The organism is Nitrospira lenta (assembly GCF_900403705.1).
GTDB classification, from domain to species: Bacteria; Nitrospirota; Nitrospiria; order Nitrospirales; family Nitrospiraceae; genus Nitrospira_D; species Nitrospira_D lenta.
In genome coordinates this window covers 1-26,585 of the sequence record NZ_OUNR01000017.1, presented here as the reverse complement: position 1 = coordinate 26,585, position 26,585 = coordinate 1, and the positions used below count along the sequence as shown (strand labels likewise).

The following is a 26,585-nucleotide window of genomic DNA, read 5'->3' as shown; positions in this document are numbered from 1 at the left end:
CTAATCGCGGGCAGAGTCGCAGGCTACCGATTCTCCAATCGGTTGTAGTCCAGCAATCCCCCGCCGATCGGATCGAGCTTCTGATAGGCGTTCTGCACGGCATCGCTGTGCGGCCAGAAATGCGGACTGGTACGGCGCACGGCGAAGCGCGAGGCGAATTGGCGATAGTCTGCCTCGCCGCCGAGACCGGCGACCGCTGCAATGAACGCCGGCAGTTCCGATTTCTGGACACGATAGAAGGCATTGGGGTAAGCCCCGATGATCCCTCGCGCGACGGTCAGGCTGTCCTCATCCGGAAGACGGTTGGAGAGGGGGTCGAAGAGCGCGGTGAGGTTGAGAAACCCGTTGTTGTGCAACAGGGTAAAGTGGCGATCCGGCGCGGCGCCGTCGCTGACGCTCAGCACGGCCATCTCGGGCAACCACTGCAGCGCTCGTCCCTTTACGTGCGCCAGTGCGTGGAGCGCCTGGGCGAGTTCGCTATCGGGTTCGTTGGCCGTATCGTAGGCCTGATTTACCGCCTGCCCCAGCCGGTTTCGCAGCAGGTCGAACAGCTCTCGTTTGGGCTCGTCGGTCTGGTACTGAATCTTGATTTTCTTCGGCGCGGCAATCGGCCGTCCGTAGACCTGCTCCTTGATCGACTGCGGTGCATCCCGGTACCAGAAGTCCCGCAGCCGCGCGCGTTCCTGTTCCGGCAGCATCATGAGAAAATGGGATTCCCCTTCCATGCGCAGAAAGTCCATGTACAGCCGCGTGTCGAGCTGATGCCCGGCAAAGCTATAGACGTCGAACCCGGCGACCAGCAGATAGTAAATCCGCTCCAACAGATCGTAGGACAATAACCAAGCCGTTTTGGGTTCATCCCCAACCAGGCCTTGCACGACCGAGCTGCTGTCGGCGTGACGAAAGACGGTGAGGGCGGCGTTCTGGTTCTGGCCGGATCCATCCCAGATAAAGGCGAGATTGGCCGCTTCGTCTTGGAGATCGAGGCTTTCGATGCGGGCCTTCTTTGCCTTGAGAAATTCATTCTGCATATGGGAGTACTTCAGCCAGGAGAACAGTCCCAGCGGGGTCGAACCCTCTGACGTCGGCATGTAGAGATGGCTGCTATTGTCCGCGAAGAACGCTTCACTACCATCGAGTGCTCCGCTGTTGGGATCCACGAAAAAGATCCAGAATTGGTCATCGATGACATCCAACGCCGTTTGGCCGCGACAGACCGGTCCCTTGATGAACTGCATGACGAACACGAGTGCATCGTCGAGAAGAAACCGGTAGCGGGAGCGAATGGGCAGGTCACGAAAGGCCACGAATGGGTTGGAGGCCACGCTGGTCTCATAGGAAGGCAGCGCGCGGACTTCATAGGCGGCATCGAGAAAGAGCTGTCTGTAGCGTTCCATCCGCGTGGAATTGAGCGCATAGGGCGTGTGCGTTTTGGCCAGCACGGTCTCTTGGACGGGCTGGAGACGGTAGTATGCGCGCGGCACGCCGGGATCGTCATACGGCCGGCGCGTGGCGATCAGATCGATCGGTTGTCCCGGCGCCGAGCGAGAACGGACTACGCGAAACCACAGCCGGTCTTGGCGCATATCGAAATACAAATGAGCCAGGTGGAGATGTTCATAGAGATACCGGCTCATCAATTGCTGCTTCGGGGAGTCGCCGTTGAGAAAGGTCTCCCATTCCACGATCTGGTCGAGCGGCGCGGACGCGCCCGGATCCGGTTCCCGGAGCGGCGCCCCTTGTTCAATCCATTGCATGAGAAGGCGGTGTTCTTCATCATTCAGCCCAGGCAGGCCGTAGGGCATGCCCCAGAGCGGGTGGGCTTGGGCAAACTTGCTGAACTGCGACTCAGTGGGACAGTACTGCTGGGCAGCCAAGCTCAGATCGAATGAATCCGGCAACAGCGGATCCGGAGGAAGGGGCGCGGCCTGCTTGAGCATCAGCGAACGCGCCAAGACGCTCGCGCGCCGCTCTTGCACCGTCGCGTGGGTCTGTTCCTGGATGACGGGAAAGAAATCCTTCTTGCGCCACTCTGCCACCGTCTGCGCGTCGTCGAACAGACGCGTCGGTTCGGCCATCAACAGACGCGTGCTATTGTAGACTGGATTTTTGTTCGCCCCGCGGGTGAGGCCTTCAGGCGCACTCAAATTGAGTTGGCAGGGGGAGTCGTAACAGCCGTGACAGACTACGCAGCGCCGCTCCAATACCGGGCGGATGTCGCGCCAATAGTCGATAGGTGCAATGCCCGCTGAACTCGGCGGCAGTGGCCTCGCTTCCGGCAGCCCGGCAGGTTTGGGGGCAACCGCCTGTGTGCAACCGGCCGACAGGCTGAGTAAAAGGGTCGCTCTACATCCGCTCCTCAGAAGCCTCCGATAGAATCCGATCATCGCGGCCGCTCCTTCGTCTGGTGTATCCGCGCCTACTGTAGCATAAGGCTAGCGGTTAAGCGCTGGAGCCTGCTAAGGACCGACTCCCATCTTTCTGTGGCCATTTCTAAACTGCGAAATGGTCGTAGTGGTAAATCAGCGGGCGGAGTGGTACACCATCTCATGCTCATACATGGGAGAGTGATTTTCGGTGCAATGGCGATTTCGTTGGCCATGGGTGCCTGTGTGCTGGCGGCATCTTCACCCGAAGTCGAACGCCCGACGCCTGTCACGTTGTCAAAACCCGATCACATTGTCATGGTGATCGAAGAGAACCATTCCTACAGCCAGATCATCGATTCGCCCCATGCGCCCTACCTCAATGAATTGGCCGCCAAGGGAGCGCTGCTGACGCAGTCATTTGGGATCACCCACCCGAGCCAGCCGAACTACCTCGCGTTGTTTTCTGGATCGACGCAGAACATCACCGACAATTCGTGCCCGCATACATTTACGACACCGAATCTTGGCCATGCATTGCTGGCAGCCGGGCTGACGTTTGCCGGATATTCAGAAGACCTGCCCGCAGCGGGCTCGTTGACCTGCAAAGACGGAAGCTATGCCCGCAAACATAATCCGTGGGCAAATTGGCAGAACAGCCCGACCAATGGCCTCCCGGCAGAGATCAATCTGCCTCTGACGAATTTCCCGGCCGATTATCGTGCGCTCCCCACGGTCAGCATCGTCGTGCCGAACCAGGTGAACGACATGCATCACGGCAAAGATCCAGAGGCGATTCAAACGGGGGATCGCTGGCTTCGAGATCATCTGGAAGCTTATGTTCAGTGGGCTCAGCAGCACAACAGTCTGCTGATTGTGACGTGGGATGAAGATAATGATCACGCCAAGGAGAACAACCGGATCGTGACGCTCTTCGTCGGCCCCATGGTGAAAGCGGGGCGCTACGACCAGCGGATCACCCACTACAACGTCCTGCGCACCATCGAAGATCTCTACGGCCTCTCCCACTCAGGCGCGAGCGCCGATGCCGAGCCGATCACTCAAATCTGGAAAGTCCCGACCAATCCGTAACGAGGCTGACCGGAGATGTCAGTATTAGACGCGAATCAACATTCTCTTCAAGGTCCATCAGGAAGCGCATAAGTATTGGAGGGAGGGCGAGTTGAAAGGGAATTTGGATGCTTTTCCTTTTCCTGGCAAGTGCGATCGCCATAAGATTCTTGAGCTTTTAACGGCTCAAGCTCAGCGGCCAGCCCCATGAGGACGTTCGATTGTAACCGGAGCGGAATGGCAGGGTTCGCTGCAGTGTACGGTTAGGCCCCCAATCTCTCGCCATCAAATGTCTCAGCAACAACATAGGAACTCTCGAGAATCAATGTGTGCAACGTGTGATTTGGAATCACCCACTGGCCGTCGTTCCAATACTTCAGTGATCGAGGTGGCAGCATGGACAATCTCACTCCGTGCGCGGTTAGGACATCCGCATACGCTTTCATCACAGACACCGGACCAGATGCAAGCTGGCCGCCCGATGTTGCCAACAGCTCAGACAATCCATTAGGCAACAGGTTTAGAAACCTCTCGAAAGGAAACCAACTGCCAACCAAACGCCGGTGGCACTCCCACAAGGCTCCAACCGTTGCCAGCGGATTCTGCGCTGGACCGGTGAAGAAGAGGCTGGTGACCTGCTCAACGAACGGCAATAGGATAGGATGCTCTGAGACCACTCGAATACTTTCGGTAAACTCAAAGTGGAGTCGGTAGTCGCGGACTCCACTGCATCGGATTCGCCACCGCTGCTCGCCAGTCTCGTCACCGGGATTGACACCAAAATCAAGCAAGAAACCATCTTGCGTGCCCTGCGCCGACTCAAACCGGATGGTTCCGTTGTCCTCGAACTCCCCGGTTTCCGTCAGTGAAATGAGCGTATTGAGCATGGTGTGCGCGTGACAGTCTAACTATGTTTAGGGCGATCCGCATAAGAGCCGGATCCACCAGTTCTGTCCGTATTAAGACGCTGCTACTGTTTGCGAACCATACGCCATATCTATTTACTGTTTCAATGAGTTGTGACTGTGGGACCATCTGCCTGGATTCTTATGCAGATCGGCCTAAGGGCCATCCTTGAATGGGCTCACATCCCATCTACTTCACCACGAATTCCAGAAAGTACTGTTTCGGCAGAAAGCTGTGCTCGCGTGCGAGCTGGTATCCGGCTGCGGTCATTTCCTGGACGATGGTGCCACGTGCAACGAGATGGTGTTTCGGGAATCCGAGGTCGCCGGACCGTTCGTCGGGGTAGAAGTCGATGATGGCGATGCGCGCTCCCGGCTTGAGGGACGATTTGAGGTCGCTGAAGTACTTTGACCGGTTCTCAAGATGATGGATGGTGTTGCAGACGAAGAGGAGATCGACGGATGCGAACGGCAGCTTGGGATTATCCGGCTGCGCGAGGATGAACTCGGCCGTATAGGCGGTGTGCATGTGGATGACGCTCTCTTTGGCATAGGCGAGCATTTCCGGCTCGACATCCACGGCATAGACCATTCCGGTCTCGGTGACAGCTTCGATGAAGCGGCGGGTGAAGTAGCCTGACCCGGAGCCGAGATCGGCGATTGCCATGCCCGGTTTCAATCTGAGCGCCTCGATCACCTCGGAAGGCTTTTGATAGCGATCCCGCTCCGTACTGTCGAGATGTTCCAGATATTGTTTGATGTCGTCAGGACGGCGATGCTGGTGCTGCTCTTCCGCGAGTGCGGAGCCGGCGAGGGTGATGCACAGGGCTGCGAGCAGGACGATTGTTTTCATGGCGAGGACCTCTTGGGGGGTAACCGTTCACTGAGCACCGGGAACTTGGCTTCGGCTACACCGAAGTTGCCGCTCGACGGATCGGCGGCGACGACGCGGAGGGTGATGCCGTCCGGTGCATCTTTGGGAAGCGGTACGAAGAAAGGCGCTTCGAAACTGGCGTTGTCGCCGCTGTAGAACATCTGCAAGCGCTCCATCACTTTTGTGCCGATGAGCAACTCGCCATAGATATGCACTTTGCGCGAGTCCCAATCGCCATGGGGGCGGACGAGCGCGCCGGAAAGAGTGAGGACGGAGGCGCGCAGGACGACGTCATCCTTCGCAATGAGGCCGCCGCCGACGGATTTCGGATGTTCGATCTGAACGATGTAGCCGTAGAGCGTGAGCACGATGCCGTCGCTGGTGAGGTCATGGCCGGGGATCAGCCAGGCGCGCGTGGACACTCGTTGCGTGGCTGCTGGAAAAGCCAGTGGTCCTTCGGCGGCAATATCGACGAGGGTCGGCGTGACTAAGTCGAGCGTGGCGGTGAAGACGGCAGCGGGGCGGCTGCTGTAGTGGGCTTCTTCCATGAGGCGCGGGGTGCGCATGATCTGATTCTGATCGCCGGCATCGCCCTGTTGAATGCCGGTGGCGAGAATCTGGCCGGTCGCAACGTCTGTGATGGTGACGCGCGCGCCGCCGACTTCTTTCCCCAGCACCATCGAGCCGTGGGCGACGACGCGCACGAGGACGGTCGTGGGTTTGGGATCGTTCAGGTGCAGGTCTGGCGGCGCCTCTTCCGGTGCGGGGAGGGCGAGGCAGGGCAGGGGCATCAGGAGGAACGAGAGGAGGAGAAGGCGGAGCCTGATACCCGCTCGGTTCATTTCACCTTGGTGCCCGGTTCCACTTCTTCCAGAATTGTGGCGAGGCCGCGTACTTCGCTGTCGCCGGCGGCCAGAACCATGCCCTGCGACTCGATGCCCATGAGCTTCGCCGGTTTCAGATTGGCGACGATGACGATCATCTTGCCAACGAGCGCGTCGGGCTCATACTTCTTGCCGATTCCCGCCACGATCTGCCGTTGCTCCGTGCCGAGTGAGACTTGGAGCTTCAGCAGCTTCTCCGACTTCGGTACGCGCTCCGCGCTAATGACTTTCGCCGTCTTCAGCTGAATCTTCATGAAGTCGTCGATACTGATCTGCGGCGGCGCGGCTGGTGCGGGCGCAGTTGCTGGTGCTGCCGGTGCCGCTGCTGTTGTTGCAGTGGCGGGTGTCGTGGCTGCGGCAGTAATTGGTTGCGGAGTTGTGGGTGTGTCGCTCACTGGTTTGGCTCCTTTTTTCGAGGATTCTTTCTGTGTCTTGGCCGCATCTTTTGGCGTTGCGGTCGGGGCAGTTGCGGGGATTTCAATACGCGGGAACAGCGGGGCTCCCTTGGCGATCGCAAGCTCGGCCACGGGACTGTCCCACTGGTAGGCGGTGGCCGGAATCGCGTTGGAGAAATCGAAGTGATAGCCGAGTTGCCGGGCTAGCTGCTCCGTCGTCTGCGGCATAAACGGATGGAGCGAGACAGCCAGCAGGCGCAAGGCGCGGGCGGCGTAGTTCAGGACGGTCTTGAGTTTCGGCGCGTCGTCGGGATTTTTGGCCAGTTTCCAGGGTGCGGCTTTGTCGATGTATTCGTCGCAGAGGCTGACCAGTTCGCCGATCGCATGCAGATTGTCGCGGAAGGTAAGGGCGCTGAAGCCGCGTTCCAATATGGCCGGCAATTGCGTGGCGGCTTGAGCGATCTTCTCTTCGAGTTCCGGGAGTGCGGGCGGGCCGCTGGCCGGAATCTTTCCGTCGGTGAAGCGCTCGATCATTGTGAGCGTGCGGCTGAGCAGATTGCCGATGCCGTTGGCCAGGTCGCTGTTAATGGTCGTGACCATGGCAGTCTGGGAGAAGTCTCCATCCTGCCCGAAGGGTACTTCGCGCAAGAGGAAGTACCGGAACGCGTCGATGCCGTAGGTCTCGACCATCTTGTTGGGATCGACGACGTTGCCGCGGCTCTTCGACATCTTCTCGCCGTCAACCGTCCACCAGCCGTGCGCGAAGATGGTTTCCGGCAGCGGCAGGTTCAACGCCATCAACATGGTCGACCAATAGACCGCGTGGGTCGTCAGAATGTCTTTGCCGACGAGATGGACCGAGGCGGGCCAGTACCGATCGACCGCGGGTGTTTCCAGCTTGTATTCCAATGCGGAGATGTAGTTCACCAGCGCATCGAACCAGACGTAGGTGACGTACTCGTGATCGAAGGGCAACTCGATCCCCCATGAGAGGCGCGACTTGGGCCTGGAGATCGACAGGTCGCCGAGCTTCTGCGTGGTCAGGAATCCCAGGACTTCGTTACGGCGGGACTCGGGCCGGATGAAGTGCGGGTGCTGTTTGATGTGGTGGATGAGCTGTTCCTGATACTGCCCCATCTTGAAGAAATAGTTGTGCTCGCTGAGCTGTTCGATGGGGCGTTTACAGTCGGGGCAGATGCCTCCCACGACGTCCTTTTCAGTCCAGAATCGCTCGTCGAACGTGCAGTACCATCCAGTGTACGAATCTTTATAAATCAGCTGTTTATCGTAGAGCTCTTGAAGGAAGTGTTGAACGACTTTTTGGTGCGGGGCATCGGTGGTGCGGATGAAGGCATTATTCGAAATGTTCAACCGCTTCCAGAGGTCTTGGAATTGTGGCGCCAGGTTGTCGCAATGGGCCTGCGGATCGATCCCGGCTTTGGCTGCCGCCTGCTGGACTTTCTGTCCGTGTTCGTCGAGGCCGGTCAGGAACATGACGTCGCGACCTCGCAGGCGCCAGTACCGCGCGAGCACGTCGGCGGCGACGGTGGTATAGGCGTGGCCGATGTGCGGCACATCGTTCACGTAGTAAATCGGGGTCGTGATGTAGAAGGTATTTTGATCGCGCATTGCGAGTAGGAAGATAGCAGGTTGCCCGACGGAATTTCTAGGCGGGCGTTCCTGCTGGCGCAAGGCCGAGGGCCTCACGAAGTTTGAGCAGGCAGGATTCCAGGGCCATGTGGAGATTCAAATTGCGCGTGGCGTTCTGCTGCGTGCGTTCGATCTCTTTAACCAGCTCGAGGAGCAAGGTGAGATCGGTGGTGCGGGCATATTCCTGGAGCTGGTCGATCTGTTCGAGGTGGAGAATCTGATCTTGGTCGCCGCCGACATGGACGAACAATAGGTCACGGACCCAGCGGCTGAGCCACGTGAGTGTCTCAATGCCTCGATCGGATTTTGCGAGGCTTTCTGACAGGGTCAGGATCGCGCTGATCGACCGGAGTGTAGTGGGAGCGACGATGGCCAGACAGTCCTTTTGCCATTCGCGCAATGCGGCAACGTCTTGTGTGAGAGCTTCGCCGATGCGGCCTTCTGTGACGAGCGCGAGGAGTCGCGCATCGGCCGGCGGAAGTTCCCGCGTGAGGATCACGGCGGCTTCGACTTGTGTGCGCGCCGGTGTGGAGAAGCGGAGTTGCTGGCAGCGTGAGCGGATGGTAATCGGGAGCGCGTTGGGTCTGCTGGTGATCAAGAGAAAGAGCGCGTGACCCGGTGGCTCCTCCAGCGTTTTGAGCAGCGCATTGGCTGCGCCGATGGTCATACGGTCGGCCTCGTCGATCAGGCAGATCTTCCGTTCGCCCATGAGCGGGCGATAGACGAATTGCTGTTCGATTTCTCTGACCTGCTCGATCTTGATGGCGGGGTTAGCCAACTCACGGTCAGGGTCGATCGAGATGAAATCCGGGTGTGTCCGCGCGACGATTTGCAGGCAGGCACGGCAGGCGCCACAGCTGTCCAGTACACCCGGTGACGGCGGTTGCTCGCAGTTCAGGGCCTGGACGAGATGGATCGCCGTCAGGCGTTTCCCGATCGCGTTTTCGCCGTGGAAGAGATAGGCGTGGCCCAGCCGGCCGTGCGCGACGGCGGCTTGCAGGACCGCGATCGGATGTTCGTGGCCGGTGATGTCTCGAAAGGGCATGGTTACTTTCTTTGGCCCGCTTGGGGTAGGCGTTTCTCCAGCCATTCGAACACGAGCGTGCGCACGTCGTTCGCAATTCTGTCGGGGAGTCTCGCTGCGTTGACTGGCTTGATACGCCGGGGTTCTTTGCGCGCAAGTTGTAAAAACCCGGCGCGCACGTTTTCGTGAAAGCGTTTGGTTTCCCGATCCAGACGGTTCTGTCCTGCGGTGTCGCGTTGTCGCCGGCGCAGGCCTGTGGTCACGGGAAGATCGAAGAGGAGGGTGAGATCCGGTGCGAGGTCTCCGGTAGCCCAGCGGTTCATCGTCCGCAAGGTTTTCAGGTTCAGCCCTCGCGCGTAGCCTTGATAGGCCAGGGTGGAATCGACAAACCTGTCGCAGATCACGATTGCTCCCTGCTGCAGGGCCGGCGCGATTACATGGTCAACGTGCTGGCGGCGCGCGGCGAGGATGACGAAGGCTTCCGTTTCTGCGGCCAGCGATTCTGAATTATTTTTGAGCAGCACCGCGCGGAGCTGCTCGGCTGCCGGCGTGCCGCCCGGCTCTCGTGTGAGGAGTACGGCATGGCCTTCGGCTCGAAGCGCCTGCGCCAGGCGAGCGGCTTGAGTCGACTTTCCGCTGCCCTCGGTGCCTTCCAGCGTGATGAAGATGCCGGCTGTGTGACTGCGTTGTCTTGCCAAAAGTGGCTCCTGTTACTGGTTCAGAATTCACCGCGATCGTAATGCCACGCTCATTGAATAGCAAGAATGGCCGGGTCGGCCAGCGTGCGGTTTGATCCGGATCGAGTCGAGACAATTTCATCTTGTTATTGCCAGTATCTTTTTCGTGTAACCCATTGAAAATAGCCCTAAATGGATTGCGGCACTGAGGGAATCTCTGTATGATGATCCACCACATTATAGGGCTCCCATTCAAGACCTGGTCGCATGCTGAAAACCTTATTGAAACGATACTTTCTGACGGGTCTGCTCGTCATCACCCCGATTTGGGGCACGATTCTTATTTTGAAAGCCCTCTTTGTCACGGTGGATGGCATCTTGGGTGAAGCGGTGGCCAGTTGGGTGCCGGAATACTACGTGCCGGGCTTGGGGATTGTGGCACTCATTGTGCTGATCTTTTCCGTCGGGCTGTTTGCCGCGAATTTTATCGGCCGGCAGATTGTGCGGACTTGGGAAGATTGGCTGAATCGTCTGCCGCTGGTTCGCGGGATTTATTCGACACTGAAATCGATGATGGATATTCTCTCGTTTTCTGATCGAGGCTCCTATCATCGAGTGGTGCTCATTCAGTTTCCCAAGAACGGCCATTATTGTTTTGCCTTTGTCACGGGGGTCACCAAATCCGAGACGGCTGCGTTGGCGCAGGAACCATTGATTCATGTGTATGTGCCGACCTCGCCGAATCCCACGTCCGGGTATTTTCTGTTGGTCCCGGAACGTGAAGTCATGTCGGTGGATATTTCGGTCGAGGAAGCGATGAAGCTCATCGTCTCAGGCGGGCTCTATACGCCGACTACCTCGATGGCTTCGGTGTTGAACGCGGATACAAAGTGGAGCGGGGTAAAGCAACCGGATGCGGGGGTGACCATCGGATGATACCGCATGAGCAGGAGATGACCATGGATGGGTTGGGTGTCGTGGTGATGGCGGCTGGGCGTGGCACACGTATGCGATCGGAGCAGGCCAAAGTGCTGCATCAGATCGTCGGACGTCCGATGATCCGATATGCGCTCGATGTCGCTCGCGCGGTTGCCGGGCATTCGGTCGCCGTCGTCGTGGGACATCAGGCTGCACAGGTACGCGCGGTGCTGGAGTCTGCGCTCGCGGAGGAGTCGGGCGGCGCGGCGGTACACATCGTTGAGCAAGTGCAGCAATTGGGGACGGGGCATGCGGTGTTGCAAACGCGCTCCGTATTTTTGTCCGGCAGGGGCTCAGCGCCTGCGGTCTACCTGATCCTCAACGGCGATACCCCGTTGTTGCAGGAAGCGACCGTGCGTGCGTTGTTGCAGACGCATCGGACTGCCGGTGCGGCGGTTACTCTTTTGACGGCGATTCTGGATAATCCCGGAGGCTATGGCCGGGTGGTCCGCCGGACGGAGAAGGGGGCATCCGGTGCTGTCCATGCCTCCGCCGACGTAGTGAAAATCGTCGAAGATCGCGATGCGTCTCCGGAGGAACGAGCGATTCGTGAAATCAATGTCGGCACCTATGTCGTTGACGGGCCCTTTCTCTTTGCGGCGCTGGATAAGGTGCAGCCGCACAATGCGCAGGGCGAGTACTACCTGACGGACATTGTCGATATGGCGGTAACGCAGGGGCATCGGGTCGCGGCGCTGCCGTTGACGAATCCGGATGAAGGGTTGGGAGTCAATACCAGGTTGCAGCTGGCGGAGGCTGAGCAGGTGATTCGCCAGCAGATTCGGCGGCGGTGGATGGAAGCCGGCGTGACGATGATCGACCCGGCCTCCACATGGATCGACGCTGAGGCCGTGATTGGGAAAGATACGACGTTGTATCCGAACGTGACCCTGGAAGGGAAGACGGTGATCGGCGAGGGCTGTGAAATCCGTTCCTTCACGCGGCTCACGAATTGTGCGGTCGGGGCCCAGGTGACGATTCTGGATCATTGCGTCTTCGCCGACTCGCAGATCGACGAGCAGGCCACGCTGGGTCCGTTCGTGCATTTGCGTCCCGGCGTGCGGGTGCGCAAGAAGGCGAAGGTCGGCAACTTTGTCGAGATGAAGAAGACGGATCTGGGCGAAGGAGCCAAGGCCAACCATCTGAGCTATCTTGGAGATGCCACGATCGGCAAGGGTGTGAATATCGGCGCTGGGACGATTACATGCAACTATGACGGAGTGCATAAGTATCAGACGGTTGTGGGCGATCATGTGTTCTTGGGGAGTGATACGCAGCTGATCGCGCCGGTGACGGTGGGAGCCGGTGCGGTCATTGCCGCTGGAACGACGGTCACGCAGGATGTGCCGGCGGATGCGTTAGCGATCGCCCGCGTGGAGCAGGTCAATCGGGCCGGATGGGCCGCCAGGCGGCGTGCGTTGTTGGCGACTGAGCAGCAGGTTCCGGTGAAGCCGGCCGGTAAGCGAACGGCGGCAAGCAAAGTGTCCACCAAGAAGAAGCGGAGGTAGATGATCCATGTGTGGAATTGTCGGATATGTGGGACATCAAGAGGCGGTTCCGATTCTGATCGGCGGGTTAGCCAAGTTAGAGTATCGCGGATACGACTCCGCGGGCGTGGCCATTCAGCAGGGGCAGAAAATTACCGTACGGCGTAGCGTCGGTAAGCTGGTGAATCTCCAAAAGTCGCTGCAAGAAAAAGAGCTGAGCGGCATGGTGGGTATCGGGCACACCCGCTGGGCCACGCACGGCAAGCCGTCCGAGCAGAATGCCCATCCGCATCGTTCGAAGGGCTGTGTGCTCGTGCACAACGGCATCATCGAAAATTATCAGCCGCTGAAGCAGCAGTTGGAAAAAGAGGGCTACAAGTTTCACTCGGAGACCGATACCGAGGTCGTGGCGCATTTGATCGACAAGTATCTTCAGGCAGGGCAGGGATTGGCGGATGCCGTTCGGTCGGCGACGAGGGATGTGCGCGGGAGCTATGCCTTGGCGGTGATTTCTGAGAAGGAGCCGGGGACCTTAGTTGCCGCGCGGTCCGGCTGTCCGTTGGTGGTCGGTCGAACGAAGCAGGCGTCGTTTGTCGCGTCTGACGTGATGGCCATGCTGGCGCACACGCGGGATGTGACCTACCTTGAAGAGGGCGACGTTGCGGTGGTGACCCAGCACGAGATGCATTTGACGAATGCGGATGGGCAGCCGGTCTCCCGGAAGGTGACGAAAATTACGTGGGATGCCTCAGCCGTGGAGAAAAGCGGGTATCCGCATTTCATGCTGAAAGAGATTCACGAGCAGCCCCAGACCATTCTCGATACCATGCGCGGGCGGTACTCCTACGAAACCGGAGAAGCCGATTTACCGGACATCGGCCTCACGCCTAAGGAGTTCGCAGCGGTGGAACGGATCTGGATCGTGGCCTGCGGAACGTCCTGGCATGCTGGGTTGGTCGGCAAGTATCTTTTCGAGGAGATGGTGCGGACGCCGGTGCAAGTCGATATCGGGAGCGAATTCCGCTATCGCGATCCGCTGGTCGGGAAGAACGACCTGTTCATTACGATTTCCCAATCGGGAGAAACGGCCGATACGCTGGCGGCGGCGCGGGAAGCGAAGGAGAAGGGCGCGCGCGTGGTGTCCATCGTGAACGTGGTCGGCAGCACGCTGGCGCGGGAGTCGGACGGCGTGCTCTATACCCATTGCGGGCCGGAGATCGGGGTGGCCTCGACCAAGGCCTTTACCGCACAGCTGACGGCGCTGTATCTGTTGTCGCTCCATCTGGCGCGCGTGCGCAAGGTGATGAATGTGGCTGACGGCAAGGCCTGGCTGGATCGGTTAGTGCAGTTGCCTTCTCTCGTTGAGCGGGTGCTGGTCCGGGAAGCTGAAGTGGTCGCCATTGCGAAACGCTACTACAAGAAGCGAAACTTTCTGTTCCTGGGGCGCGGGATTAACTATCCCATCGCGCTGGAAGGCTCTCTCAAGTTGAAAGAGATTTCCTATATCCATGCCGAAGGGTACCCGGCCGGCGAAATGAAGCACGGACCGATTGCGCTGATCGACAAGGACATGCCGGTGGTGGTGCTGGCGCCGCGCGATCGCCTGTATGAAAAGACGGTGAGCAATTTGATGGAAGTGAAGGCGCGGCATGCGCCGGTGATCGCGTTTGTGGCTGAAGGCGAGCGCGAGCTTGGGAAGATCGCGGATGCGGTGTTTACGATTCCGGACACACATCCGTTGCTCTCGCCTATCCTGTTCACGATCCCGTTGCAGTTGTTGGCGTACCATATTGCCGTGTTACGCGGGGCGGATGTGGATCAGCCACGGAATCTCGCTAAGAGCGTGACGGTGGAGTGATCGGATGTTGAAAATGGCTTCCAGCGGCGTTCTCGGTTGTCCGTCTCCCTGCGACGTACCCCGGAGGGTACGCCTCGGTTGACGGCCTCCCTGCGGCCTTGCTGGAAGACCATTTTGAACATCCTCTGAGAGATAAAGAGGAAGGAAAGAAAACAGTGGAGATTACCAAGCAGGAAGTTGAGAAGGTGGCGAAGCTGGCGCGGCTGCAGGTGACGGAGAGTGAGGTGGTTGTGTTTACCAAGCAGTTGAGCCAGATTCTGACGCATGTCGAGACGCTCAAGACATACAATACGGACGGGGTTCAGCCGACGGCGACGGTGTTGGGCCAGGTCAATGTATTTCGCGATGATGTGGTGCGGCCGTCGTTGTCGGTCGAGCAAGCGCTCGCCAATGCTCCGGAGCGTGAAGCAGACGGATTCTGCGTGCCGAAGATTATTGATTAAGATCCCCGCCTTGGCAGGGGGCCAGCCATAAAGGAGTCTCATGTTTCGACAGATGCTGCGATCAAAAATTCACCGTGCGACCGTGACCGGCGCACACCTGGAGTACGAAGGGAGTTTGACGGTCGATGAGGAGCTGCTCGAGGCGGCCGGCATTCTTCCGTATGAAGCCGTCGTCTGTTCGAACCTGAATAACGGCGAACGGTTCATGACCTACGCGATCACCGGAAAGCGGGGCGGCGGAGAAATCATCTTGAACGGGCCGACGGCGCGGAAGGGGGCCACGGGCGATCAAATCATCATCTTCTGTTACGAGTACTACAGCGAAGAAGAGATCAAACGGCACGCGCCCAAGATTGTGCGCGTGGATAACAAGAACCGCATCGTCGAGGCGGCGGCGAAACGCCCATGAGTCTGCACAAGCTGACACTCTGCGAATTGCAGCGGAAGTTTACGGCCGGCGAAGTCACGGCCAAGGAAATCGTGCGCGCCTATTTCCTGCGTATCGGGCAGGTTGAGCCGAAGGTGAAGGCCTACGTGACGACGCAGAAAGAGCAGGCGATGGTGGATGCAGCCGCGCTGGATGATTCGCTGAAGGGTTGGCGGAAAACGCAGCCGATGATGGGCATGCCCCTGGCGATCAAGGACAACCTCTGCACCGAGGGTGTTACGACCACGTGCAGTTCGCGGATGCTCCAGAACTTTGTGCCGCCCTATGATGCCACCGTGATCGCGAAGTTGCGGGCACAGGGGTATCTCCTGTTGGGGAAGACCAATCTCGATGAGTTTGCGATGGGCTCTTCCACGGAAAATTCGGCCTTCGGCCCCAGCCGGAACCCCTGGAATCTACAATGTGTGCCGGGCGGGTCGAGCGGCGGGTCGGCAGCGGCGGTGGCGGCGGATGAGTGCGCGGCGGCGCTGGGGTCGGATACCGGCGGATCGATTCGCCAGCCGGCGGCGTTCTGCGGTGTGGTCGGTTTGAAGCCGACCTATGGACGGGTGTCGCGCTACGGGCTGATCGCCTTTGCGTCGTCGCTCGATCAGATCGGGCCCATCACGAAGGATGTGGCGGATGCCGCCTTTCTTTTGGGTGTCATTGCCGGGCACGATCCGATGGACTCAACGTCGGCCGATGTGCCGGTGCCCGACTATACGAAGGCGCTCAAGAAAAAAGACCTGAAGAAGCTGAAGGTCGGGATCCCGACGGAGTTCTTTGCGGAAGGACTCGATCCGGAAGTCGAACAGGCCGTCCGTGCGGCGATTGAGGAATTGAAGAGTCTCGGCGGGGAGATCAAAGAGATTCAGCTGCCGCGCACCGATGCGGCGGTGGCGGTGTATTACGTCATTGCCACGGCGGAGGCGAGCTCGAATCTGGCCCGCTTCGACGGGGTGAAGTTCGGTCTGCGTTCGAAGGACACGAAAGATCTGCTGGATCTCTATACCAAGACCCGCCAGGAGGGGTTCGGCCCGGAGGTCAAGCGCCGGATCATGCTGGGCACCTATGCGCTGAGCTCCGGCTACTACGATGCGTACTACGGGAAAGCGCAGGCGGTACGGACGTTGATCCGGCAAGATTTTGATGCGGCCTTCAAAGAGGTCGATCTGATTGTGACGCCCGTGACGCCCACGCCGGCCTTTACGCTGGGCGAAAAAAGCGAAGATCCCTTGCAGATGTATCTCTCAGATATTTTCACAATCTCCGTCAATCTAGCCGGTTTGCCGGCCATTGCATTGCCCTGCGGATTCAGCAAGGCTGGACTGCCGATCGGTTTGCAACTCATTGGGCGGGCGTTTCAAGAAGACACCCTGTTGAGAGCCGCCCATGCCTATGAACAGGCGACGCAATGGCGTGCCAAGAAGCCAGCCATTCGATGAAGTGCCAGGCGTGAGCGGGAACGGGAGGGGATTATGACCATTGTGGAGATTTCGGCCATTCTGATGGCGGTGGCGTTTGTGGTGCTGGTGGGCTATCTCGTTCCGGTGTTGATTCAGCTTCGGAAGACGGCGGCGGAGTCTGAGCAACTATTGGCCAAAATGAATGCGGATATGCCGCCCCTTGTCGCCGACTTGCGCAGCATGAGTCAGAGCTTGAACGACCTGGCCGATCAGGCCCGTGGCGGTGTGGAGCATGCGGCGGTGTTGCTGCATGCCGTGGGCGAAGTCGGCGAATCAGTGCAGCAGGTCCATAACGTGGTGCGTGGGTCGAGCGGGGCGTTGCTCTCAAATGTGGCGAGTGTGGTGGCGGGGTTTAAGGCGGCGACGCAGGTGGTGCGTGAACGAATGAAACACGAAGGAGAACATCACAATGGCGGATGAACGAGGATCTTCTGCGGGCGTATTCTTGGCGTTTCTGAGTGGTGCGGCCTTGGGTGCCGTGGCGGCCTTACTGTTGGCGCCGCAGTCGGGGCGTGAGTCCCGCGAGCAGCTTCGGGGTTACGCGCGGCGGGCTGAAGACAATCTGCGGGATCTGGCCGGCCGGGCCAGTGAGTCGTTTGAAGAAGTGGTCGGTCAGGGGAAGGAATTCGTCGACGCGAAAAAATCGGTGCTGCGAGAGGCCTTTGAAGCTGGTCGTGAAGCGATGAAGCATGAGCGTGATCGCCTGCGTGGAGAGGAACAGGGCTGAGGATGATCTACGAAGTTGTGATTGGGGTCGAGGTCCATGCACAGTTGCGCACGAAGACGAAAATGTTCTGCGGGTGTGGAACGACCTTCGGGCGCTCGCCGAACAGCCAGACGTGCCCGGTCTGTTTGGGCCTGCCGGGCACCTTGCCGGTCATCAATCGCGCCGCCGTGGAAATGGCCGTGCGGGCTGGGCTGGCGCTGAATTGCACGATTGGCACGAACAATCAATTCGACCGGAAAAACTATTTCTACCCTGATCTTCCCAAGGGCTATCAAATCTCCCAGTACGAGTCGCCGATTTGCGAGCATGGCTGGATCGAGATCGCGGTCGGCGACGGCAAGAAGCGCGTGAAGATCCGGCGGGCCCACCTGGAGGAAGACGCCGGAAAGAACGTGCACGAGACCGGCACCAGCGGCAGCCGGGTCGATCTGAATCGTGCGGGGACGCCGCTGCTGGAAATCGTGACGGAGCCGGATATGCGGTCGGCCGACGAAGTCGTCGCCTACTTGAAGGGCTTGCGCGACATTCTGATGTATCTCGATGTGTGCGACGGCAACATGGATGAAGGCAGCTTCCGCTGCGAGCCGAATCTGTCGCTTCGTCCGCTGGGTCAGAAGGAATTCGGGACGAAGGTCGAGCTGAAGAACATCAACTCCTTCAAATTTGTGAAGGATGCAATCGAATACGAGATCAAGCGGCAGACCAAGGTATTGAGCGAGGGCGGGAAGATTTATCAGGAAACACGCCTCTGGAATCTTGATCGCGGTGAGACGGCGGTCATGCGGTCGAAAGAAGAAGCGCATGACTATCGGTATTTCCCCGACCCGGATCTGGTGCCGTTGAAACTCGATACGGAATGGATTGAGGGATTCCGCGGCAGCGTGCCCGAGCTCCCGGCCGCCCGAGTCAGTCGATTGGTGCGTGACTATGGATTGCCTGAGTATGATGCGGGCATCCTGACCGTCTCCAAGGGCATCGCGGATTACTTTGAAGCCTGCGTGAAACTGTTCAATCAACCCAAGACCATCAGTAATTGGGTGATGGGTGAGTTGACGAGGGAGTTGAACCTCTCGGGGATCGATATCACGGCATCACCGGTGACGCCTGAGCGGTTGGTCGATCTGTTGCAACTGGTCGAGAAAGGCACGATCAGTTTGAAAGTGGCCCGCGAGATTTTCCCTGAACTCTATAGCAGCGGAAAGACGCCGGAGCAGATCGTCCAAGAAAAGGGACTGACGCAAGTCTCCGATGAGGGTGCGCTCGACAAGATCATCGACGAAGTGCTGACGAACAATCCGACTCAGGTGGCACAGCTCAAGGAAGGGAAGCAGCAAGTGCTGGGTTTCCTGGTCGGGCAGGTGATGAAGGCCAGCGGAGGCAAAGCGAATCCGGGCAAGGTGAACGAATTGTTGAAGAAGAAGTTCAGCAGTTAGGACGTGAGACTAACCGAGGAGCGTAGAGACATATGAGCGCGATCAGAGAGATTAAGGGCAGGCAGATTGTCGATTCCCGTGGCAACCCCACGGTGGAAGCGGAAGTGATGCTGGAGAGCGGCGCGATCGGACGGGCAGCGGTGCCGTCGGGCGCCTCCACCGGCGAGAAGGAAGCGATCGAGCTGCGGGATGGTGATAAGAAGCGTTGGATGGGCAAGGGAGTCTCCAAGGCGGTGGCCAATATCACGAAAGTGATCGCGCCGGAACTGCTCGGCTGTGAGGCGCTTGATCAGGCCAACATCGACCACGCCATGATCGCGCTGGATGGGACAAAGACCAAAGGCAAGCTGGGGGCTAATGCGATTCTCGGTGTCTCGCTGGCTGTGGCGAAGGCGGCGGCGAATGAAACCGGGCAGCCGCTCTATCGCTATCTCGGCGGCACGAATGCGCGGGTTTTGCCGGTGCCATTGATGAATATCATTAACGGCGGTGCGCATGCCGACAACCGGCTAGACCTCCAAGAGTTTATGATTATGCCGGTGGGAGCCAAGACGTTCAGTGACGCGCTCCGCATGGCGACGGAAGTGTTTCACACGCTCAAAGCCCTGTTGAAGAAGAAGGGGCTCAATACGGCGGTCGGCGATGAAGGTGGATTTGCGCCGGATCTGCAATCGAATGAAGAGGCGCTCAGTCTTATTTCGCAAGCGATTGAAGATGCCGGCTACAAAACCGGCCGGGATATCGCGTTGGCGTTGGATTGCGCGGCGAGCGAACTCTATCACAAGGGCCGCTACATTCTTGAGGCAGAAAAGAACCCGGAGCGGTCGTCTGAAGAGATGGTGTCCTATTACGGCAAGTTGCTGGACCGGTATCCGATTCTCTCGATTGAAGACGGGTTGAGCGAGTTGGATTGGAAGGGCTGGAAGATGCTCACGGAGAAGCTGGGCAAGCGGGTCCAGCTGGTCGGCGATGATATTTTCGTGACCAACGTGGAAATCTTTGCCAAAGGAATCAAAGAAGGCATCGGCAACTCGATTCTGATCAAGTTGAATCAGATCGGGACGTTGACCGAGACGCTGGATGCGATTGAGTTGGCAAAACGGTCCGGCTATACGGCGATCATTTCGCACCGATCCGGTGAAACCGAAGATACAACGATTGCGGATGTGGCGGTGGCGATGAACACGGGCTTGATCAAGACCGGCTCGTTGTCGCGGACCGACCGGATTGCAAAATACAACCAGCTGTTGCGCATCGAGGAAGAGCTGGGAAGCGCAGCGGTGTATCTCGGCCGGGATGCAGTACCCGGTCGCGTGTAAAAAGTCGTTGGGATTGCATGATCATTAAGCAAAATCGTGGGCGGGTGTGGCTGGATTGGCAGCGCCGCATGGGCACTGTGGCCCAGGTGGCTGGTGCCGGGGCCTGCGTCTGGCTCTTGATCGCCTTTTGCTTTGGCAACATGGGGCTGCCTCGGTATCTGGCGATGCGTGAGCAGGTCGCTCAACTTGACCGAGATCTGCTCGCGTTGCGACGGGACAACGGCGGGTTGCGCGGAGAAATTACCCGGTTGCAACATGATCCTGCCAAGATCGAACAATTAGCTCGCGAACGATTGGGGTATGTGCGCAAGGGGGAAACGGTGTATCAGTTGTCTCCCGACCCGGTGAAGGATCGATCGCTTCAGGAGGCCCCATGAAATTCGGGACGGTAGCGATCATCGGCCGCTCCAATGTGGGGAAGTCCACATTGTTGAACCGATTGCTCGGAGAGAAAATCGCGATTGTATCGAATAAGCCGCAGACGACTCGGACGCGCATTCTCGGTGTGGCGCATGTGCCGGGCGCGCAGATTGCGTTTTTGGATACGCCGGGGTTGCACAAGCCGGATCACTTGCTGAACCGGCGGATGGTGCGGACGACGGTGGAAGCGCTGGATGATGCCGATCTGCTCTATGTGCTGATGGAGTCCCTACATTTGCCAGGGCCCGGCGATTTGGCCGCGATCACCCATGTGAAAACGGCGATGGTGAAACACCCTCGGCCGGTCATTCTGGTGGTGACGAAGGTCGATGCGGTGAACAAGATCAAGTTGCTGCCGGTGCTGGAGGCCTACGGAAGACTGTTTCCCTGGACCGAGGTTGTACCGGTGTCTGCGGAGGACGGGGACAACATCGATCGTCTGCTTGAGGTGACCGTCGCCCATTTGCCCGAGGGCGAAGGGGTGTATAACGAGGATATGCTCACAGACCAGTCCATGCGTACGCTGGCGGCCGAATTGATTCGAGAGAAAATTCTCGCGGCGACGGAGCAGGAAGTGCCCTATTCCGTGGCGGTTGAAATCGAAGAGTTTGTCGAAGAAAGTAAGATCACGCGGATCCGGGCCACGATTCTCGTCGAGCGGAACACTCAGAAGGGGATCGTCATCGGCAAGCATGGCGAACGGTTGAAACTGATCAGCACGCAGGCGCGGCAGGATATGGAGCGCGTGTTCGACATGAAAGTGTTTCTAGAGGTGTGGGTCAAGGTTCGGGAAGACTGGCGCGAAGACGAACGTACGCTCATGGAGCTCGGCTACTAGGGATCCAGCTATGCTGCCTACTGAACAACCAGTCGATCCGCAATCGCCCGACGCCCGCCTTCGGACGTCCGAACGGGACGTGTTGCGGGATGCGCTTCGGGATCAGTCGGAGCGGGGGCAGACGAAGTCGGATATCATTTTGCTTTCCGTGCAGCGTCTGCTGCGACGCGGGGCGATCACGAATCTGTCGAAGATGCTCGGCCGGATGCATCCAGCCGATGCCGCCAGAGTCATCACGCACCTGAGTTCCCCCAAAGAGAAGCGCGAGGTGTTTGAGCTGGTTCGAGGCGAAGCCAAGCGTGGGCAGGTCTTGAGCGAGCTGAACGGCGATAGTATTCAGCAAGTCTTGGCCGACCTGCTGCACTCCGATATCGCCTGGCTCTTGAAAGATCTGGGGCCCGACGACGTCGCCTATATTCTGGGGTTCCTCCCCGAAGAGCGGGGCAAAGACATTCTGGCCCTGATGAAGACGGAGGACTCGACGGAAGTCGCCGATATTCTCAAGTATCCCAAGGATACGGCCGGCGGCATCATGACCACGGAGTTCTTTTCGCTGCCGGAAGATGCGACGGCGCAAGAGGCTATTCGACGGTTGCAGCAAGCCACCGATGCCGAAATGGTGTTTTATATTTATGTGACCGACAAGGATGAACACCTGGTCGGAGTCCTCTCGCTGCGCCAGCTCTTGACGGTTCCCCCGGCTACGCCGCTGAAGAACATCATGATGCGCGACGTGATGAGCGTCGCGGTCGATATGGACCAGGAGGAAGTGGCGCGCCAGGTGGCCAGCTATAACTTATTGGCGATCCCTGTGGTGGAGAAAGACGGGAAACTCGCGGGGATCATCACGGTCGATGACGTGGTGGACGTCATCCGTGAAGAGGCTACGGAAGATATGTTGAAAATGGCCGGCGCGATCGAGGAGGACTCGGTCTCAAAGTCGTCCAGTTTTGGTGCGGCGAAGTTGCGGCTGCCGTGGCTGTTTACCAATTTGGTCGGCAGCCTCTTGTCCGGTGCGATCCTCTGGTACTTCCGGATGACGCTGCAAGAGGTGGTGGCGATCGTCAGCTTTATCCCGGTCATTGCGGCGATGGGCGGCAATGTGGGATTGCAGTCGTCCACACTAATCATTCGCGGACTGGCCACAGGGGTGGTCGAATTGTCGGACGTGCGCACGGTATTTTTTCGTGAGGTCAAGGTCGGGCTGTTGATGGGCCTGGCCTGCGGTGTGATGCTGACCTTGGTCGGATGGGCCTGGCATCAGGCCTTTTTGGGCATGGTGGTCGGGACGTCGCTGGTCATCGCATTCCTAGTCTCGACGAGTATGGCGACGATCATGCCGGTCGTGTTGAAACGTATGGGTGTTGATCCTGCCGTGGCGGCCGGTCCCTTTGTGACGACGGCCAACGATATTACGGGCATCACGATCTATCTCTCATTGGCCACGCTATTCTTAGACCATCTACGGTGATCAGCCTCGCCGCGGGGGGAGCCGGGTTATTGCCGGTGCGAAAAGGGCTTGGGCGATGCCGCTCGTAAAAACCTCTGCGATTATCCTCAAAAGCCGTCGGTGGGGTGAAGCCGACCGGATTGTGACTTTCTACTCGAAGGAGTTTGGGAAAATCCGTGGTGTGGCGCGCGGCGCCCGGCGATTTAAGAGCCACTTTGGCGCCACGCTTGAGCCCTTTACCCGTTGTCATCTGGATCTATTCGAGAAGCCGGGTGATTCGCTCTATCGGATTTCGCATGTTGATCTAGTCGAATCTTTTCAGCCGCTACGGGAAGAGTTGGTGTTGATGGCTTGTGCGGCCAGGATGGTCAATGTGGTGGGAGCGGTCACGCCGGACGGCGATCCGGATGCCAGACTTTTCGAAACCTTAGGTCAGGGGTTAAGATCACTGAAGGGGAGCCGAGATCCGGTCTTGATGGCGTTGCTGTTTCAGATTCGCTTGCTGGGGCTGACGGGATTTCGTCCGCAGACGGATTATTGTGCAACTTGTGGAAAGGCCGGTGTGACGGGGGATCCGCAGTTTTCCCCGCTGGCCGGAGGGTTTGTCTGCCTTCCTTGTGCGACGCGACAGTTGGTCCGGTGTGTGGTGATGTCTCGCGGGAGCCTATCGTTTCTGCAGCAGGCCATTCGGATGAATCCGGAGCTGGTCACACGGCTGACGGCAACCGGCCAAGTGCGAGCTGAAGTCGAGCAGGCAATTGAGGGCTATGTGACGGTTGTCGCCGGTCGCCGGTTGCCGCCAGTTGATTTCTTGGCGTCGATGTTTTCTGTCTGAGTGTATAGGGGAGAGAAGGGAGAGGCTATGGCTGCGGCATTGGTTCCTATCGACATGCAATGGCTAGAAAAAGGCGTCTTGGGCATCGAGTGGAGTGACGGCCACAAGGGGATCTATCCCGTTCGTGTGCTGAGACTGCATTGTCCTTGCGCCGCCTGCGTCGATGAGTGGACCGGTGTGCGCCGATTGAAGCCCGATGATGTGCCGATGTTTATGATGGCGCAGGACATTCAACCGGTTGGGCGATATGCGCTGCAATTTTCCTGGAGTGATGGGCATGACAGTGGCATTTATTCCTATGGGCTTCTGCGGCAGTTGTGCCAATGTGATGTCTGTGTGCCGGTGAAGCCGATTGAACAGAAGAGTCGGCGGCTGTTGTGACGGGTGAAAAGGGGGCCATTGTAATGGAACAGCCTGAGCGAGGCGGGGGGAGAGTTCGAGGGGTTCTGTCTGTTGTTGGGAGCGTGCTACTGTTGCTCGTGTTGGCGGGTTGCCAAAGCATGCCGCCGCTGGGCGAGCAGGAACGCCTGGTGGAAAGTAAGCAGCTCACCATCCAGCAGATTTCTCCCAAAGCGTTCGTGAATGTTTGGGGCAAGCCGATCTATCACCATAGTGAGTTCACGCAGTTTTTTGTTATGCCGGATAAGTCGATGATTCCGCGTTCGCGGGTGCCCATTGGCGAAGCGCCAGAGGGATGGGAAGCGAGTTTTGAGTCCGGGGAAGGGGTGTTTCTGGGCTATCCAGAACAAGGCTGGCTGTTGGTATTTGTTGATGATCGGCTTGTGTATCGGGAAGAGTTGAAGGCCGACAAAGTACACGCGCTTGGGAAGACGTGGCAGTTCGAAGATCGGTTTAAGACAAGCTTGGAAGGTGTGCCGCTCCGCTAGGATTATCGGATTGTTACACCATGGCAAGACCTCACCACATCGATCCACTGAACATTGTCATGGCCGCTTCAGAAGCGGTTCCTTACGTGAAGACTGGCGGACTCGCCGATGTGGCCGGCGCGCTTCCGGTGGAGCTTGCCAAGCTGGGGCATACGGTGACCTTGATTGTGCCACGCTATCGCGACTTTCAGGCGAATGGACGAACGTTGCGAGAGCTGGGGACGATTCGCATCAGGACTGCCCAGGGGCTTGTCGATGCGATGCTTGAGGAAGATCTGATTCCTGTCGGGACGGCCGGACGATCGGTTCGAGTGGTGGCGGTTCGCTATGATCCCTATTTTGATCGGACTGGGCTATATCAAGGCCCTGAGGGTGATTTCAGCGACAATCTTGCTCGATTTGCTTTTTTTAGCCGTGCAATCGTTGAAGTCATAGCATTTCTTGGGAGTCGTCGCGGTGAGCCGATCTCTGTTTTGCATTTGCACGATTGGCAGACGGCGCTCGCAGCGGTCTATCTGAAAACCACCGAGCGTGACAGGGCGATTCTTCGTGACATCAGAACGCTTTTGACCCTTCACAATGTCGGCTATCAAGGCATCTTTCCAGGTCCTCAGTTTTCTGAGACGGGTTTGTCCGCAGATCTCTTTACGCCTGCCGGATTGGAGTTCTACGGGTCGGTGAATCTGCTGAAGGGAGGAATTCTCTTTGCGGACAAGGTATCGACCGTGAGTCCGACCTACGCAAAAGAAATCATGAGCCCTGATGGTGGGTTTGGTTTGGAGGGCGTGCTGGCAGGTCGTCGGGATGGCGTGGCTGGAATTATCAATGGTATTGATACTGATTTCTGGGATCCCGAGACGGATCGCTATCTTGTGGCAAACTATTCCCGGACTGACCTGTCCGGCAAAGTTGTTTGCAAGAAGGCGCTTCAGCTCGAACTGGGCTTGCCGAATCGCGATGTGCCGCTCATTGGAGTGATCGGGCGACTGACGTCACAGAAAGGGTTTGATCTGCTGGCGGAGATTATCCCGGAGTTGGTGGCGGCAGATGTTCAGATCGTGATTCTGGGTACAGGAGATCGAATTCTTGAAGATCGGTTTCAATCATTGAAGGAACAGTACCCGAAGAAAATCGGTGTGTCTCTGGAATTCGATGAAGGGCGGGCGCATCGAATTGAGGCCGGGGCGGACATGCTGGTTATGCCGTCGCGGTATGAGCCTTGCGGGCTGACTCAGCTCTATAGCCTGCGGTACGGTACGGTTCCTGTTGTGAGAAAGACCGGAGGATTGGCAGATACGGTTATTCCATACCGACCATCGATGGTATTGACCGGAGACGCAACCGGTTTTCAGTTTGAAGGAGTTTCAGCGGATTCTCTCTTGACGACAATGCTGCTCGCGCTGAAGGTCTATGCGGATCGTGCGGTATGGGCGTCCATTCAGCAAGCTGGTATGAGGGCAGATTATTCTTGGGAATGTTCAGCGAAGCGCTATATCGAAGTGTATGAAACGCTAAGGGGGCAGAGAGCCTAGTGGGTTTGAAGAGAAATCTGAACTCCATTTTCCATTTCAGCCAGTAGCTTGTGGGCTTGTGCGAGGTAGTAGGTTGGTTCTTGATTTTCCTTGTGAAGTGTAATCACGCCAGCAAGTGCTTCCCTAGCCAAGTCTATTCTTCCAGAACTGAACGCAACTTGTCCGGCATGAAGCGAGCATGACGCTGCCATCGCGTGAACGTCTACGGCAAGGCGGTTTGCCGGTGTAGTAACGAATTGTTCCAGCTGTTGCGGCATCGGGAGCACAAAGCCATCATGTCCTTGTCCAGCCAAGGCGGCAGTGGTGAGTGTTCCCATGGCCTGTTGAGTTTCATCTAGATCGGAGGTGGACTTGCAGTGAGTATATGTTCCCCAAAGGTTCATGAATCCGGGATTGTCGAGGCCTGTTGTTTTAAGAGATGTACTGGTCTGGCATCCCGAAATGACTAGAGCCGTGCACAACAGGCTGCTAATGGACAGGTTGGAGAGGGGTTGTTTCAAGTCTATGCTCCTGATGAAAGATTTGTACGCATCAACTACAGGCGGTAGTGTGCAATCAATAGACCTGAGGCGCGAAAGCGTAACGAGTTGAATATATTGCTGAAAGTTTCGGTGCGTGCAGATTGAATGTTGTGAAGAT

General features: G+C 58.0%; 26 protein-coding genes. 18 read left to right on the top strand and 8 right to left on the bottom strand.

All coding sequences use genetic code 11. From position 1 onward, the window contains the following. Window positions 1–23: 23 nt before the first annotated feature. Window positions 24–2,387, bottom strand: a complete 2,364-nt coding sequence (locus NITLEN_RS11835; RefSeq protein ID WP_121989830.1) for a fatty acid cis/trans isomerase — start codon at window positions 2,385–2,387, stop codon at window positions 24–26. A gap of 195 nt (window positions 2,388–2,582) precedes the next feature. Between NITLEN_RS11835 and NITLEN_RS11830 the strand changes: the two genes are divergently transcribed. Beyond that, entirely contained in the window at window positions 2,583–3,458 is an 876-nt protein-coding gene (locus NITLEN_RS11830; RefSeq protein WP_121989829.1) for an alkaline phosphatase family protein, read from the top strand. Window positions 3,459–3,700: 242 nt separating this feature from the next. Here NITLEN_RS11830 and NITLEN_RS11825 read toward each other — a convergent pair whose 3' ends face one another. The 6 genes from NITLEN_RS11825 to tmk form a co-directional block, all read right to left on the bottom strand. Continuing rightward, window positions 3,701–4,324 (bottom strand): hypothetical protein, encoded by a 624-nt coding sequence (locus tag NITLEN_RS11825; RefSeq protein ID WP_121989828.1) that lies wholly within the window; start codon window positions 4,322–4,324, stop codon window positions 3,701–3,703. Window positions 4,325–4,532: 208 nt separating this feature from the next. Then, a complete protein-coding gene (locus NITLEN_RS11820) occupies window positions 4,533–5,195 on the bottom strand; it encodes a class I SAM-dependent methyltransferase (protein WP_121989827.1) in 663 nt (220 codons plus the stop codon). Beyond that, window positions 5,192–6,058, bottom strand: coding sequence for a hypothetical protein (locus tag NITLEN_RS11815; protein ID WP_121989826.1), 867 nt, complete (start codon window positions 6,056–6,058; stop codon window positions 5,192–5,194). The genes NITLEN_RS11820 and NITLEN_RS11815 overlap by 4 nt, the downstream gene beginning before the upstream one ends. Beyond that, window positions 6,055–8,124, bottom strand: a complete 2,070-nt coding sequence (gene metG, locus NITLEN_RS11810; protein ID WP_121989825.1) for a methionine--tRNA ligase — start codon at window positions 8,122–8,124, stop codon at window positions 6,055–6,057. Before metG ends, NITLEN_RS11815 begins: the two co-directional genes overlap by 4 nt. A 37-nt stretch (window positions 8,125–8,161) precedes the next feature. Beyond that, a complete protein-coding gene (holB, locus tag NITLEN_RS11805; protein ID WP_181416826.1) occupies window positions 8,162–9,190 on the bottom strand; it encodes a DNA polymerase III subunit delta' in 1,029 nt (342 codons plus the stop codon). Window positions 9,191–9,192: 2 nt separating this feature from the next. After that, the gene (gene tmk / locus NITLEN_RS11800) at window positions 9,193–9,867 is read right to left on the bottom strand and encodes a dTMP kinase (protein WP_121989823.1); all 675 of its coding nucleotides are present in this window, start codon (window positions 9,865–9,867) and stop codon (window positions 9,193–9,195) included. Window positions 9,868–10,113: 246 nt separating this feature from the next. On the opposite strand from tmk, the gene NITLEN_RS11795 reads away from it, so the two are divergent. The 17 genes from NITLEN_RS11795 (at window position 10,114) to glgA (ending at window position 25,946) form a co-directional block, all read left to right on the top strand. Then, on the top strand, window positions 10,114–10,782 hold the full coding sequence (locus NITLEN_RS11795; RefSeq protein ID WP_121989822.1) for a DUF502 domain-containing protein: 669 nt from the start codon (window positions 10,114–10,116) through the stop codon (window positions 10,780–10,782). 23 nt (window positions 10,783–10,805) lie between these two features. Continuing rightward, on the top strand, window positions 10,806–12,332 hold the full coding sequence (gene glmU / locus NITLEN_RS11790) for a bifunctional UDP-N-acetylglucosamine diphosphorylase/glucosamine-1-phosphate N-acetyltransferase GlmU (RefSeq protein ID WP_121989821.1): 1,527 nt from the start codon (window positions 10,806–10,808) through the stop codon (window positions 12,330–12,332). 7 nt (window positions 12,333–12,339) lie between these two features. Next, window positions 12,340–14,169 (top strand): glutamine--fructose-6-phosphate transaminase (isomerizing), encoded by a 1,830-nt coding sequence (gene glmS, locus NITLEN_RS11785; RefSeq protein ID WP_121989820.1) that lies wholly within the window; start codon window positions 12,340–12,342, stop codon window positions 14,167–14,169. A gap of 155 nt (window positions 14,170–14,324) precedes the next feature. After that, complete coding sequence (gene gatC, locus NITLEN_RS11780) at window positions 14,325–14,612, top strand: Asp-tRNA(Asn)/Glu-tRNA(Gln) amidotransferase subunit GatC (protein ID WP_121990163.1); 288 nt, start codon at window positions 14,325–14,327, stop codon at window positions 14,610–14,612. 40 nt (window positions 14,613–14,652) lie between these two features. Continuing rightward, window positions 14,653–15,021 (top strand): aspartate 1-decarboxylase, encoded by a 369-nt coding sequence (gene panD / locus NITLEN_RS11775; RefSeq protein ID WP_121989819.1) that lies wholly within the window; start codon window positions 14,653–14,655, stop codon window positions 15,019–15,021. After that, on the top strand, window positions 15,018–16,484 hold the full coding sequence (gene gatA / locus NITLEN_RS11770) for an Asp-tRNA(Asn)/Glu-tRNA(Gln) amidotransferase subunit GatA (RefSeq protein WP_121989818.1): 1,467 nt from the start codon (window positions 15,018–15,020) through the stop codon (window positions 16,482–16,484). The genes panD and gatA overlap by 4 nt, the downstream gene beginning before the upstream one ends. A gap of 33 nt (window positions 16,485–16,517) precedes the next feature. Further along, complete coding sequence (locus tag NITLEN_RS11765; RefSeq protein WP_121989817.1) at window positions 16,518–16,925, top strand: DUF948 domain-containing protein; 408 nt, start codon at window positions 16,518–16,520, stop codon at window positions 16,923–16,925. Continuing rightward, on the top strand, window positions 16,915–17,232 hold the full coding sequence (locus NITLEN_RS11760) for a YtxH domain-containing protein (protein ID WP_121989816.1): 318 nt from the start codon (window positions 16,915–16,917) through the stop codon (window positions 17,230–17,232). The genes NITLEN_RS11765 and NITLEN_RS11760 overlap by 11 nt, the downstream gene beginning before the upstream one ends. Before the next feature lie 2 nt (window positions 17,233–17,234). Next, complete coding sequence (gene gatB / locus NITLEN_RS11755) at window positions 17,235–18,665, top strand: Asp-tRNA(Asn)/Glu-tRNA(Gln) amidotransferase subunit GatB (protein ID WP_121989815.1); 1,431 nt, start codon at window positions 17,235–17,237, stop codon at window positions 18,663–18,665. 32 nt (window positions 18,666–18,697) lie between these two features. Beyond that, complete coding sequence (gene eno / locus NITLEN_RS11750) at window positions 18,698–19,984, top strand: phosphopyruvate hydratase (protein ID WP_121989814.1); 1,287 nt, start codon at window positions 18,698–18,700, stop codon at window positions 19,982–19,984. A 17-nt stretch (window positions 19,985–20,001) separates the two neighbouring features. Further along, on the top strand, window positions 20,002–20,361 hold the full coding sequence (locus tag NITLEN_RS11745) for an FtsB family cell division protein (RefSeq protein ID WP_121989813.1): 360 nt from the start codon (window positions 20,002–20,004) through the stop codon (window positions 20,359–20,361). After that, window positions 20,358–21,242: a GTPase Era gene (gene era, locus NITLEN_RS11740; RefSeq protein ID WP_121989812.1), complete on the top strand. Its 885-nt coding sequence runs from the start codon at window positions 20,358–20,360 to the stop codon at window positions 21,240–21,242. The genes NITLEN_RS11745 and era overlap by 4 nt, the downstream gene beginning before the upstream one ends. Window positions 21,243–21,252: 10 nt before the next feature. Then, window positions 21,253–22,713 (top strand): magnesium transporter, encoded by a 1,461-nt coding sequence (gene mgtE / locus NITLEN_RS11735; RefSeq protein ID WP_245924447.1) that lies wholly within the window; start codon window positions 21,253–21,255, stop codon window positions 22,711–22,713. Window positions 22,714–22,768: 55 nt separating this feature from the next. After that, entirely contained in the window at window positions 22,769–23,527 is a 759-nt protein-coding gene (gene recO, locus NITLEN_RS11730; protein ID WP_121989811.1) for a DNA repair protein RecO, read from the top strand. Window positions 23,528–23,554: 27 nt separating this feature from the next. Further along, window positions 23,555–23,908: a gamma-butyrobetaine hydroxylase-like domain-containing protein gene (locus tag NITLEN_RS11725; RefSeq protein WP_121989810.1), complete on the top strand. Its 354-nt coding sequence runs from the start codon at window positions 23,555–23,557 to the stop codon at window positions 23,906–23,908. Window positions 23,909–23,991: 83 nt separating this feature from the next. Beyond that, the gene (locus NITLEN_RS11720; protein WP_121989809.1) at window positions 23,992–24,414 is read left to right on the top strand and encodes a hypothetical protein; all 423 of its coding nucleotides are present in this window, start codon (window positions 23,992–23,994) and stop codon (window positions 24,412–24,414) included. Between the two features lie 20 nt (window positions 24,415–24,434). Continuing rightward, window positions 24,435–25,946, top strand: coding sequence for a glycogen synthase GlgA (gene glgA / locus NITLEN_RS11715; protein WP_121989808.1), 1,512 nt, complete (start codon window positions 24,435–24,437; stop codon window positions 25,944–25,946). On the opposite strand, the gene NITLEN_RS11710 is transcribed toward glgA, so the two are convergent. Next, the coding region (locus NITLEN_RS11710) for a hypothetical protein (RefSeq protein ID WP_219999443.1) at window positions 25,943–26,585 on the bottom strand (643 nt) is incomplete at its 5' end. The two genes, glgA and NITLEN_RS11710, sit on opposite strands and share 4 nt — an antisense overlap.

Coding starts and splice junctions, on each gene's coding strand:
- NITLEN_RS11835 (WP_121989830.1), bottom strand. CDS start 2,387: ATGATCGGATTCTATCGGAGGCTTCTGAGGAGCGGATGTAGAGCGACC.
- NITLEN_RS11830 (WP_121989829.1), top strand. CDS start 2,583: ATGGCGATTTCGTTGGCCATGGGTGCCTGTGTGCTGGCGGCATCTTCA.
- glmS (WP_121989820.1), top strand. CDS start 12,340: ATGTGTGGAATTGTCGGATATGTGGGACATCAAGAGGCGGTTCCGATT.
- glgA (WP_121989808.1), top strand. CDS start 24,435: ATGGCAAGACCTCACCACATCGATCCACTGAACATTGTCATGGCCGCT.
- NITLEN_RS11725 (WP_121989810.1), top strand. CDS start 23,555: ATGGCTGCGGCATTGGTTCCTATCGACATGCAATGGCTAGAAAAAGGC.
- NITLEN_RS11815 (WP_121989826.1), bottom strand. CDS start 6,058: ATGAACCGAGCGGGTATCAGGCTCCGCCTTCTCCTCCTCTCGTTCCTC.
- NITLEN_RS11760 (WP_121989816.1), top strand. CDS start 16,915: ATGGCGGATGAACGAGGATCTTCTGCGGGCGTATTCTTGGCGTTTCTG.
- NITLEN_RS11825 (WP_121989828.1), bottom strand. CDS start 4,324: ATGCTCAATACGCTCATTTCACTGACGGAAACCGGGGAGTTCGAGGAC.
- mgtE (WP_245924447.1), top strand. CDS start 21,253: ATGCTGCCTACTGAACAACCAGTCGATCCGCAATCGCCCGACGCCCGC.
- NITLEN_RS11795 (WP_121989822.1), top strand. CDS start 10,114: ATGCTGAAAACCTTATTGAAACGATACTTTCTGACGGGTCTGCTCGTC.
- glmU (WP_121989821.1), top strand. CDS start 10,806: ATGGATGGGTTGGGTGTCGTGGTGATGGCGGCTGGGCGTGGCACACGT.
- NITLEN_RS11820 (WP_121989827.1), bottom strand. CDS start 5,195: ATGAAAACAATCGTCCTGCTCGCAGCCCTGTGCATCACCCTCGCCGGC.
- metG (WP_121989825.1), bottom strand. CDS start 8,124: ATGCGCGATCAAAATACCTTCTACATCACGACCCCGATTTACTACGTG.
- NITLEN_RS11745 (WP_121989813.1), top strand. CDS start 20,002: ATGATCATTAAGCAAAATCGTGGGCGGGTGTGGCTGGATTGGCAGCGC.
- holB (WP_181416826.1), bottom strand. CDS start 9,190: ATGCCCTTTCGAGACATCACCGGCCACGAACATCCGATCGCGGTCCTG.
- recO (WP_121989811.1), top strand. CDS start 22,769: ATGCCGCTCGTAAAAACCTCTGCGATTATCCTCAAAAGCCGTCGGTGG.
- eno (WP_121989814.1), top strand. CDS start 18,698: ATGAGCGCGATCAGAGAGATTAAGGGCAGGCAGATTGTCGATTCCCGT.
- panD (WP_121989819.1), top strand. CDS start 14,653: ATGTTTCGACAGATGCTGCGATCAAAAATTCACCGTGCGACCGTGACC.
- gatA (WP_121989818.1), top strand. CDS start 15,018: ATGAGTCTGCACAAGCTGACACTCTGCGAATTGCAGCGGAAGTTTACG.
- era (WP_121989812.1), top strand. CDS start 20,358: ATGAAATTCGGGACGGTAGCGATCATCGGCCGCTCCAATGTGGGGAAG.
- NITLEN_RS11765 (WP_121989817.1), top strand. CDS start 16,518: ATGACCATTGTGGAGATTTCGGCCATTCTGATGGCGGTGGCGTTTGTG.
- gatB (WP_121989815.1), top strand. CDS start 17,235: ATGATCTACGAAGTTGTGATTGGGGTCGAGGTCCATGCACAGTTGCGC.